Here is an 11,867-nt window from a genome sequence, read left to right as displayed (position 1 = left end):
CCAAAGTCGCTTTGACATAGCGGGTAAAACTATTATCATTTGCTCGAAAAACACGTCGTTTCGCGATTTTTAATTTTAAAAGGAAAACCTCGCAATGAATGAAGACCAATCTGTTATCGATCCTCAAAAACTTGACCGGCTCGCAGAAGTGGCTGTCAAGGTCGGTCTCAACCTGCAGAAAGGTCAAGATCTCGTTCTCACAAGCCCGCTTGCTGCACTTCCACTCGTACGCCGGATTGCCCATCATGCTTATAAAGCCGGTGCCGGTGTTGTTACCCCTATTTTCAGTGATGAAGAAATGACGCTTGGCCGTTTCAAAGATGCTCATGACAAGAGTTTCGACAAGGCAGCAAGCTGGCTTTATGAAGGTATGGCAAGAGCCTATGCAAACGGTGCGGCACGACTTGCTATTGCTGGAGATAATCCGTCGCTTCTTGCTAACGAAGACCCTGCCAAAGTTTCACGGGTCAATAAAGCTACATCTCTTGCCTATCAACCGGCGCTCGAAAAAATTGCGGGCTTTGATATCAACTGGAATATCGTTTCCTATCCCAATCCGTCATGGGCGGCTGTGGTTTTTCCCGATTTGCCAATCATCGAGGCGACAAAAAAACTTGCTGATGCGATATTTGCTGCTTCCCGTGTTGATAAACCGGATGCAATCTGCGCATGGAAAGACCATAATGCCAATTTGAAAAAACATGCAAAATGGCTAAACGACCAACGCTTCTCCGCTCTCCATTATAGTGGTCCCGGAACAGATTTGACCATCGGCCTTGCTGATGGCCACGAATGGCAAGGTGGCGCCTCGAAAGCAAAAAATGGCGTTATCTGCAACCCGAATATTCCCACCGAAGAAGTTTTCACAACGCCACACGCCCATCGTGTTGAAGGTTATGTAAGCTCGACAAAGCCCCTATCCTATCAAGGCACATTGATTGACAAAATCAAAGTCCGTTTTGAAAAGGGGCGCATTGTCGAAGCGCACGCTTCGAAAGGCGAAAAAGTATTGCAACAGATCCTTGATACCGATGAAGGTGCTCGCCATTTGGGCGAAGTTGCACTCGTTCCCAATTCGTCGCCGATTTCTGCAAGCGGTCTGTTGTTCTATAACACATTGTTTGATGAAAATGCCGCCTGCCATATTGCCCTTGGGCAGTGCTATTCGAAATGCTTCTTGAAAGGAGCCGCACTTTCTAAAGAGCAAATCGAAAAACAGGGTGGCAATAAAAGCCTTATTCATATCGACTGGATGATCGGGTCCGGAGAAATCGATATTGACGGTATCACTGCTGACGGGAAAAAAGTTCCGGTTTTCAGAAAAGGCGAATGGGCATAATTGCGCCCATTTTTTTGAACAACCCGATTTAAAAAATACGGATTTCGTTTTTTGCTAAAAATTCGAAATCCGTTTTTAAAATAACTAAAAACAACAAAAAGGCCGGGGAAAACCCGACCTTCCGTTATGCGTTGACTGCCAGTACATCCGTGGTCAATCATCGCGTTGTTAAGCCTTATCTGTGGTCGTTATCTCTGTTTTTCAAGATGATAACATTTATTTGTACTTAGAAATTGACAGAAAAAGGTTAACAATTGGTTAATTTGCCAATTCAATCATCCATATTAAAGTGACATTATTTAATGACCCGATTTTTCATGAACCGCTTTAATGAGTGCATATTCGGTAAACCTTGATCCGATGACAGTTTTAAAAAGTTGATGATTTATTGTTCAATAAAAATGACATTCCGTCATTTACAACATTCTTTTTTTCGTGAGAAAATTTTTTGTCTTACCTTAAAATCGGCTTTCGCAACGATTATTTTGTAAAAAAACAATGTTATATACCTGAACCGGAGCGGCTGAAACAAATTCCCGCTTAGAACCCAAGAACAATCGGATATGCCTGAACTTCCTGAAGTTGAAACTGTAAAGCGTGGTCTCGAACCAAGTTTCACCCATGCAAAGATAATAAACGTAAAACAAAACCGGCCGGATTTACGTTTTCCATTTCCGGAAAATTTTCAATCCCTTCTTACGGGGCGCGAAATTATCGGCCTCGGACGGCGGGCAAAATATCTGCTTATCTATCTTGATAGTGATGAAACAATTATAAGCCATTTGGGTATGTCGGGTTCCTGGCGTCTCGAAAATAGAACACCCGGTTCCTATTATCATGAAAAAAACAAGCTTGCCGCACATGACCATTTTGAAATGGATATCAGAACAGAAAACGGCGAGCTTTTACATGCCGTCTATAATGATCCACGCCGTTTCGGCTTTATGCTGTTGACAAAAACGGCTGACCTTGAACACCATAAATTGTTGGCCCATTTAGGCCCCGAACCAACCGGAAACAGTCTTTCCGGTGCCTATCTTAACGAGGTTCTACGTAACAGGTCAGCCCCTCTTAAAGCCGCACTTCTTGACCAGACCATCATTGCCGGACTTGGAAATATTTATGTCTGCGAGGCCTTATGGCGAAGTCACCTTTCTCCGAAACGGAAATCATTAACACTCGGAAAAAAATCGGCAGCAGCGCAACAAAAATCGGAATTGCTCGCACAAAATATCCGTGATGTTATCAACGAGGCGATAGAGGCAGGCGGCTCTTCCTTGCGCGATTACATCCATGCAGATGGTTCGCTCGGCTATTTCCAACATCATTTTTCGGTTTATGGCCGAGAAGGAGAACCGTGTCTCCTATGCGGAACCCCAATAAAACGCATTGTCCAATCCGGTCGTTCGAGTTTTTATTGCCCCCATTGTCAAACATAACGGCGGAAAGTTGTAAAAGCAGAAAATATCGTACCGACTATAAGAAGAGCGACGTGAACATGCCAAAAATGATGTTAACAACTTGCAAAACGGCTTAAGAGGCTTAAAGTTGTTTTCCAATCAACAAACCGCAGGTGCACTCCATGCTTGACAAAGTTTTATCCCGTCTTGATTCAAATCTTGATAATAGTCTCGAACATCTTTTTGAACTTTTACGTATTCCATCTATTTCCACTGATCCCAAATATAAAGAGGATTGCCGCAAAGCTGCCGATTGGCTGGTCAATGATTTGAAATCAATCGGTTTTGAAGCTTCGCGCCGCGATACCACAGGCAATCCTATGGTTGTCGCCCATCATCCGGGTCCGACAAAAGATGCACCCCATGTTCTGTTTTATGGTCACTATGATGTGCAGCCGGTTGATCCCCTTAACCTTTGGGAAGATGATCCCTTTGACCCGAAAATAAAACAGTTAAACGGTGAAAAGGTTATTGCCGCGCGCGGCGCCGGTGATGACAAGGGACAGCTTATGACCTTTGTCGAGGCTTGCCGTGCTTTCAAGAAGGAAACCGGTAGCCTTCCGATTGCGATCACAATTCTGTTCGAGGGGGAAGAAGAATCCGGCTCTCCTTCACTACAACCGTTTTTACATGCCCATAAAGACGAGTTGAAAGCCGATTATGCTCTGGTTTGTGATACCAGCATGTGGGATGCCGATACACCGTCCATATCCATTGCGTTAAGAGGCATGGTAAGTGACGAAATCATTATCCATGGTGCCGATCGCGATCTTCATTCCGGTCATTTTGGCGGTGCTGCAGCAAATCCTATTCAAATTCTTGCAAAAATTATTGCAGGCCTGCACGATGAAAACGGCCATGTAACCCTTAAAGGATTCTATGACGGGGTTGAAGAAACACCGGAAGCTGTCTTGAAATCCTGGAATGCACTCAATCGTGGTCCTAAAGAATTTTTAGGACCTGTCGGCTTATCGATTCCGGCGGGCGAAAAAGGCCGTTCCGTCCTTGAACTCGTATGGGCAAGACCGACCGCCGAGGTCAATGGCATCAGCGGCGGCTATGAAGGAGAAGGCTTCAAGACAGTAATTGCTGCCAAAGCCAGTGCAAAAATTTCTTTCAGACTTGTCCACAAACAGGATCCGACAAAAATCAGAAAATCATTTCGTGATTATGTTCGCTCGCAAATTCCGGCTGACTGCTCTGTCGAATTCAAAGATCATGGAGCTTCACCAGCAATCGAACTGGCCTATGATTCGCCCCTTGTTCAACTCGCCAAGAAAGCTTTGACCGAAGAATGGCACAAACCGGCTATTCTTGCAGCCATGGGCGGCTCGATTCCAATTGTCGGTGATTTCCAATCTTTCCTCGGAATGGAATCGCTGCTTGTCGGTTTCGGATTGGATGACGATCGCATCCATTCGCCGAATGAAAAATATAATCTCAAATCATTCCATAAAGGACAGCGATCCTGGGCAAGAATTCTAACTGCCTTGAGTAATAAATAGGATAATAAGAATGGCTAAAATACGCGTTCACAAAGGCGATTTGCCTGACCTGAAACATTATAATGTCAAGGAAGTTGCCATTGACACTGAAACTTTGGGACTACACCCCCATCGCGACCGGCTCTGCGTCGTCCAGATTTCACCGGGAGATGGCACAGCCGATGTTATACAAATTGCCAAAGGGCAAAAGACAGCGCCCAATCTTGTAAAAATCCTTAAAGATCCGGATATTACCAAGATATTCCACTTCGGACGTTTTGACCTTGCTGTATTGGCTTTGACATTCGGTGTCATGCCGAGACCGGTTTTCTGCACTAAAATAGCCTCGAAACTCACCCGGACTTATACAGACCGGCATGGTTTGAAAGATCTGGTCGCCGAACTCCTCGAGATCAATATCTCCAAACAACAGCAATCCTCCGACTGGGGTGCTGACGAGCTTTCACCGGCTCAGGTTGAATATGCAGCAACAGATGTTCTCTATCTCCATCAATTAAAAGCGATACTTTCGGCAAGGTTGATCAGGGACGGACGCGAGAGTGTGGCAAAATCATGTTTCGAATTCCTGCCGTCAAGGTCGGAACTTGATCTTATCGGCTTTCCCGATGTCGATATTTTTGCCCATAGTTGATTCGCAAATCATATTTACAAATTAAAAAGCGCCGGTTTTCCGGCGTTTTTTTATACTTTGTTTACCATATTGAAGAGCTTTTGGTCCGAAAGGCCTAAAAAAATGCTCATTCGACTTGCTGTGGCATTTTTGTTACAGACTTTATGACCACACAAACTATATTGACCTCAATCGCAATACATTTCGCGTGGAGTTAACAAATGAAAATAAAATATCTCGTTGCTGCTTCGGCTTTGGCTTTAACCGCTGCTTCTAGCGCACAAGCTGCTGACGTTGTCATGAATCAGGAACCGGCTCCGGTTGTTGCCGCTCCTGCTTTCTCCTGGACCGGCTTCTTTGCTGGTGGTCAAATCGGTGGTTCATGGTCTGACACAGACCAGAAGATCAGAGGCCATAGCAATGTAGAGGGCTTTGCCGGTCGCGGTAAATCCTTCTCTCCGGATCCGTCAGGTTTCATCGGTGGTCTTTATGCCGGTTACAACTATGACCTTGGCAACAACATCGTAATTGGTGCCGATACCGACTGGGTATGGGGTGATATGGACGAAAGCGACAGCGCAACCTACCAAAAAGGTCAAACGGGCGAATTCAAGATCAGCGGCAAGATCAAAGAGAAATGGGCTGGATCAACCCGTGCCCGCATCGGCTACTCGATGGATCGCTGGATGCCTTATTTTGCTGGTGGTGTTGCTTATGCCAAGATCGATTCCGACGCCAAGTTCTCGGGTGCTCTTAACAGCAAGGTCAATGATAGCGATACTTTGACCGGCTATACTCTGGGTGCCGGCGTTGATTATGCTATGACCGACCACATCATCCTTCGTGCTGAATATCGTTACACCGATTTCGGCGACAAGGACTTCGGCAACAAGGACTTCAAATATAATGTAGATTACAAGACCAACGATGTACGCGTTGGCGTTGCCTACAAGTTCTAATTCTTTTTGAAGAATTAAAAAAGAAGCCCCGCAGAAAACTGTGGGGCTTTTTTTATTATCTTGTTCAACCTTTTTATCTCTTGTTTTGACTCCTTTTTATCTCTTGTTTTGCCTATTGATAGAACCAGGAGACCTGCATTCAATGGAAAGTTCGTCACAAAACCGAATAAAATGCAGGGCTATTCCATAAAAATGGAACATGGGAAACGGCTCTGGTCTCTTCTCTTTGACACAAAAATCGATTTGGCATATAAGTCGCCGTCTTGAAAAATTAACGGAAAATTTGCGAATCGACGTCGTAAAGCCCGGTTTTGATTCTGGTCAAAAAGCGTTTTCGACACTTTTTTAAAGAAACGACCTGCATTTTTTCTATATTTTTCAACCCTCCTCGCATTTTATTGAGGTTTTTGTTTCAGTTTTTGCGAGGTGTGTCTTTCGTGCTACAGCAATTCTTATCCGGATAAACTATATAAGTTCAGACGGCATTTTATTGCATTGGAGAATAAAAATGAAAATTAGATATCTTATTGCTGCTTCTGCAGCTGCTCTTACAGCAGCTTCTTCAGCACAAGCTGCTGACGTTGTAGCAAATCAGGAGCCGGCTCCTGTTGTTGCAGCTCCTGCTTTCTCTTGGACCGGCTTCTATGCTGGTGCCCAGATTGGTGGTTCCTGGTCAGATACAGACCTTCATGGTAAATATCGTACAAGCGCTACCAATTTCGACGGTAGAAAGAACTTTTCACCTGATCCGTCAGGCTTCATCGGTGGCATCTATGCCGGTTATAACTATGACCTCGGCAACAATATTGTCATCGGTGCCGATACCGACTGGGTATGGGGCGACATGGACGAGAACGACAAGAGTTCTTTAACATATAGAGACGGCACAACCGGTACGCTCAGCGGCAAGTTGAAAGAACAGTGGGCTGGTTCAACCCGTGCACGTGTTGGTTATGCAGTTGACCGCTGGATGCCTTACATCGCCGGTGGTGTTGCTTATGCCAAGGTTGATTCGAACTTCCGCGTTAAGGATTCTGCTGGCAAGGTTAAACCCGGTTTCTCAGCTAGCGATAGCGACACACTCGTCGGTTGGACAATCGGCGCTGGTTTCGACTATGCTATGACAGACCACATCATCTTGCGTGCTGAATATCGTTACACCGACTTCGGTGACGAGGACTATAGCCGCAACAACGTCAAGTACAGTGTTGACTACAAGACCAACGATTTCCGCGTTGGTGTTGCTTACAAGTTCTAATTTAAACGAACTTTGTTTTGGAAAGGCTCCGTATTTTACGGGGCCTTTTCTTTTTCTCGATTTTTCAGTTTTCTTTCTGTTTCATCTCATGATAAAGCCATGCATCATGAGTGCACATTTTTCTGAACTGTTGACGTTACGAATTATTAGCCCGATCTTCACTCTTGCCTGATAAGTGCAAAGGTTCGAAAGATCGGGAGAGATAATCATTTCGATTGAATAACGTTCGACAGGAATTTTTAAACATGTCAAATAAAGACCAAGCCATGGATTATTCAAAAACCCTTTATCTGCCGAAGACCGATTTTCCGATGCGTGCGGGACTGCCGCAAAAAGAACCGGAAATTGTCAAACGTTGGGAAGACATGGATCTCTATGGAGCACTACGCAAACAGGCAGTTGATCGTCCCCTTTATGTTTTGCATGATGGTCCTCCTTATGCAAATGGTGACATCCATATCGGGCATGCCTTGAACAAGATCCTGAAAGATACCATCGTGCGGTCTTTCCAGATGCGTGGCTATAATGCCAATTATGTACCCGGCTGGGATTGCCATGGTTTGCCTATTGAATGGAAGATCGAAGAAAAATATCGGGCAAAGGGCAAGAATAAAGACGATATTCCGATCAACGAATTCCGTCAGGAATGTCGGGAATTTGCCAAACATTGGGTTAAAATCCAATCGGAAGAATTCAAACGGCTTGGAATTATCGGCGATTTCAAAAATCCCTATACAACCATGGCGTTCCATGCGGAGGCTCGTATTGCCGGTGAATTGATGAAATTTGCCATGTCTGACCAGCTTTACCGCGGTTCCAAACCCGTTATGTGGTCGGTCGTTGAAAGAACCGCTTTGGCAGAGGCGGAGGTCGAATATCACGATGTTGAATCCGACACAATCTGGGTCAAATTTCCTGTACTAAAAGCCAAGGCCGATGATTTGTCGGGAGCCTTCGTCGTCATCTGGACAACGACACCATGGACAATTCCCGGTAACCGTGCTGTTGCCTATTCTTCGCGTATTCCTTATGGGCTTTATCAGGTTGTAGACGCCGAAAATGATTATGGCCCGAAGCCCGGTGAAAAACTGATTTTTGCCGAAGCACTGGCTGAAGAAAGTGCAAAAAAAGCAAAATTGACTTTCAGAAAGCTTCGCTCATTGAATCCTTCCGAGCTTGATACGATGTTGCTTTCGCATCCGCTCAAAGGTTTTGCTAATGATTATGCCTTTAAAGTTCCGCTGCTCGACGGCGACCATGTAACAGCCGATTCCGGTACCGGTTTTGTCCATACAGCTCCAAGCCATGGGCGCGAAGACTTTGAAGTATGGGTTGCAAATAAAGGGAAAATCGAAAGTCTCGGCATTGATTCGTCAATTCCATTTCCTGTTGATGATGCCGGTTATTACACCAAAGATGCTCCGGGCTTCGGCCCAGATCGCGAAGGCGGTGCTTCGCGTGTTATTGACGATAATGGTAAATATGGTGATGCCAATAAAACCGTTATCGCTCTGTTGATTGAAAAAGACATGCTCTTTGCCCGCGGGCGTATCAAGCACTCTTACCCGCATAGCTGGCGGTCGAAGAAGCCTGTTATCTTCCGCAACACGCCGCAATGGTTTGTCTACATGGACAAGAAACTCTCTGACGGAACCACATTGCGCGAACGCGCTCTCAAGGCCGTTCAGGATACACGTTTTGTACCACCGGCAGGACAGAACCGTATTGGTGCCATGATGGAAGATCGCCCTGACTGGGTATTATCCCGTCAACGTGCATGGGGTGTTCCCATTGCAATTTTCGTCAAGGAAAACGGTGAAATTCTCAAAGACGAGGCTGTCAACAAACGCATTGTCGATGCTTTCGAAAAAGAAGGTGCCGATGCCTGGTTCAAGGAAGGTGCGAGAGAGCGTTTTCTCGGTGAACATGCCAAAGAGGACTGGCAACCGGTTCATGACATTCTTGATGTCTGGTTCGATTCGGGCTGCACACATGTGTTTACTCTTGAAGATCGCCCCGATTTGAAATGGCCGGCCGATCTTTATCTTGAAGGCTCGGATCAACACCGCGGATGGTTCCATTCTTCGATGCTGGAAAGCTGTGGAACGCGGGGAAGAGCACCCTATAATACTGTTTTGACACACGGATTTACGCTCGACGAACAAGGCAAGAAAATGTCGAAATCGTTGGGGAATACCGTCGCGCCTCAAGATGTTATCAACACTTCCGGTGCCGATATTTTACGCCTTTGGGTCATGACAACCGATTATTGGGAAGATCAGCGTCTGGGAAGAAATATCATTCAGACCAATGTCGATTCCTATCGGAAACTCCGCAATGTTATTCGCTGGATGCTTGGTACGCTTGCCTATGACGAGGGCGAAAATATCGCCTATGAAGATATGCCGGACCTTGAAAAGTTTATGCTGCATCGGCTTTATGAATTGGATAGGCTTGTCAACGAGGCTTATGACGGTTTCGATTTCAAACGCATTACCCGTGCATTGCTCGATTTTTCAATCGTTGATCTTTCGGCTTTCTATTTCGATATTCGGAAAGATTCGCTTTATTGCGATGCGCCTTCTTCTATAAAACGCAAATCCGCGATCCATGTTGTCCGCGAGATTTTTGAACGCATGGTCACATGGCTTGCACCGATGTTGCCATTCACAATGGAAGAAGCCTGGCTTGAACGGCATCCGGAAAGCAAATCGGTTCACTTCGAGCAATTCCGCAAAACACCGGATAGCTGGTGCGACAATAAACTGAACGAACGCTGGCACAAAATCCGTCAGGTCCGTAAAGTGGTAACGGGCGCACTTGAACTTGAAAGAGCTGAAAAACATATTGGCTCTTCTCTGGAAGCAGCACCCGTTGTCTATATTTCCGACCTTGATTTGTTGAAAGCTGTCGAAGGTATGGATATGGCGGAAATTGCGATCACCAGCGATATTGTTATTACCAATGCCGAAGCCCCGGAAAATGCTTTCAAGCTCGATGATGTCAAGGGCGTTGCGGTGGAATTTCATAAAGCTGACGGTAAAAAATGTGCGCGTTCCTGGCGCTATACACAGGATGTCGGCAGTGATCCTGAATATCCGGATGTGTCAGCACGTGATGCCGCCGCATTACATGAACTCCACGCACTCGGGAAAATCTGATCTCAATAAAAAACACTGGCAAAGTTTTCCTCTTTGCCAGTGAAGACTGTCTCTTGAGTGAACTTCACTACTTCCTGGTTGGTAGGGATTGCCGTAGAGGCATATGTCATGATATGGAAATGGACTATAGGTGCTAATGAACGGCACAAAATCATGGTTGTTATCCGCCTCAGGGTGGAATGGTGAAAGCAATTTTTGGCGGCACAGCCGGGAAAACGGATTAGCAGTGAAGAAACGCGAAGTAGCATTTATTGTATCGAGTATGGTTACGGCCGGTCTTATGCTGACAGGATGTGGTGTTTCCAGTCCGACTTATGGAACAGATAAATCCACCGGAAAGCAACTGATTGACGATTTTTCGAATATTGCATCAATCAGATCCAACACCAATAAAAATCAGGTTGACACCAAGCCGCGTCCGGAGCTTGTCCGTCCGGCTCCCGGCACAAAAGGTGTGCTACCACAACCGCAAACCAACGTCGCCCAGACCGGAACACCGGATTGGCCGGAATCGCCGGAACAGAAGCGGCAGAGATTGCGCGACGAAGCAACGGCGAACCAGAACAATCCGAATTATGTTTCCCCGATTGTTCCTGATAGCGGCAAAGAAACAAAACCTACCGGATCGACGGAATGGCTTGACGGTATTCATCGCAACGAGCAAGTCAATAACGATAAGGAACAACGTGCCGAATATTTACGCCGCAAAAAAGAAAATGAAGGCGGCTCTCCAACCACACGCAAATATTTAAGCGAACCACCCTTGAGTTATCGTCAACCGGCTGCATCCGCACCCGTTGGAGATAAAGGTGAGGATGAGGCGAAAAAAGAGCGTGAGAGGAAAAAAGCACTCAAAGAAAGCTCCGGCAAAAAGAGCTGGTGGCCTTTCTAAATATAAAGGCAATACCCTGTTCTTGAAATCTTTATTCTTTTGTCGAGACACTCCGGTCGGCTCCCGATAGGGGAAAGTTCGATTTTATTTATTTGAAGGCCATGAAGATTGTTCGTTTGCTGACCGAAGCAGGAACAAACTAATTCTGTTATTCTTTTCATGGAGTCTTACCCTGATGTTATAATGCCGCTTTCAGCACTCGTTCCATTGACCTAACTCATCACATGTTCAATCGACAATGTGAATAACTCCAAACTTGGTGACGCAATCGTTGCGCCGATACCGGATTGAAAAGCTTTCGCCCTATCAAACGGCTATGGCGATTGGTGCATATGAAATCTATTTTTCTCAATAAATGCCGCTATTCGACCACCCCGAAAGCCCGCCTCGGGTGAAAGCCTTATCGTTCATTTTTATTCGTAAAATGCATGATAAAATTAGTGTTCTCTGTTCAATGCAATTGCTTGTTTCAGAAGCAACGTCAATCTTCAATCAATAGAGATTTCCGGTAAAGGTTTCAAAATGATGATCGGGCAAGAGATTATTCGAGAAAGGGTGAAACTTCCTAAAATAGGTGCTTTCCCCCTCCAAATTCGACATTTTTAAGTCTTCTTCGCTTCACAAGGTCAAAAATAGTCGTTCTTAATATACAGTGTTTCTCACCGTTCTCCACCCGATCATTC

Annotated in this window: 8 protein-coding genes; all 8 read left to right on the top strand. The window is 45.5% G+C overall.

Annotated features, from left to right (window positions below; all coding sequences use genetic code 11):
- Nucleotides 1-94 precede the first annotated feature (94 nt).
- Complete coding sequence (locus H3S83_RS03060; protein ID WP_198238876.1) at nucleotides 95-1,339, top strand: aminopeptidase; 1,245 nt, start codon at nucleotides 95-97, stop codon at nucleotides 1,337-1,339.
- A gap of 563 nt (nucleotides 1,340-1,902) precedes the next feature.
- The gene (gene mutM, locus H3S83_RS03055) at nucleotides 1,903-2,778 is read left to right on the top strand and encodes a bifunctional DNA-formamidopyrimidine glycosylase/DNA-(apurinic or apyrimidinic site) lyase (RefSeq protein WP_198238875.1); all 876 of its coding nucleotides are present in this window, start codon (nucleotides 1,903-1,905) and stop codon (nucleotides 2,776-2,778) included.
- Nucleotides 2,779-2,921: 143 nt separating this feature from the next.
- Nucleotides 2,922-4,304 (top strand): dipeptidase, encoded by a 1,383-nt coding sequence (locus H3S83_RS03050; RefSeq protein WP_198238874.1) that lies wholly within the window; start codon nucleotides 2,922-2,924, stop codon nucleotides 4,302-4,304.
- 10 nt (nucleotides 4,305-4,314) lie between these two features.
- Nucleotides 4,315-4,935 (top strand): ribonuclease D, encoded by a 621-nt coding sequence (locus H3S83_RS03045; protein WP_078038987.1) that lies wholly within the window; start codon nucleotides 4,315-4,317, stop codon nucleotides 4,933-4,935.
- 200 nt (nucleotides 4,936-5,135) lie between these two features.
- Entirely contained in the window at nucleotides 5,136-5,873 is a 738-nt protein-coding gene (locus H3S83_RS03040; protein ID WP_198238873.1) for an outer membrane protein, read from the top strand.
- Between the two features lie 508 nt (nucleotides 5,874-6,381).
- Nucleotides 6,382-7,131 carry an outer membrane protein gene (locus tag H3S83_RS03035; RefSeq protein WP_198238872.1) on the top strand — a complete coding sequence of 250 codons (750 nt, stop codon included), beginning with the start codon at nucleotides 6,382-6,384 and terminating at the stop codon, nucleotides 7,129-7,131.
- A 245-nt stretch (nucleotides 7,132-7,376) separates the two neighbouring features.
- A complete protein-coding gene (gene ileS / locus H3S83_RS03030) occupies nucleotides 7,377-10,292 on the top strand; it encodes an isoleucine--tRNA ligase (protein ID WP_198238252.1) in 2,916 nt (971 codons plus the stop codon).
- Between the two features lie 262 nt (nucleotides 10,293-10,554).
- A complete protein-coding gene (locus tag H3S83_RS03025; RefSeq protein ID WP_078040306.1) occupies nucleotides 10,555-11,184 on the top strand; it encodes a hypothetical protein in 630 nt (209 codons plus the stop codon).
- The last annotated feature ends 683 nt before the right edge of the window (nucleotides 11,185-11,867 follow it).

Origin of the sequence: Bartonella sp. W8122 (genome assembly GCF_016102485.1) — a bacterium.
In the GTDB taxonomy this organism is placed as follows: domain Bacteria; phylum Pseudomonadota; class Alphaproteobacteria; order Rhizobiales; family Rhizobiaceae; genus Bartonella; species Bartonella apihabitans.
This window is presented reverse-complemented; position numbering and strand designations above follow the sequence as displayed.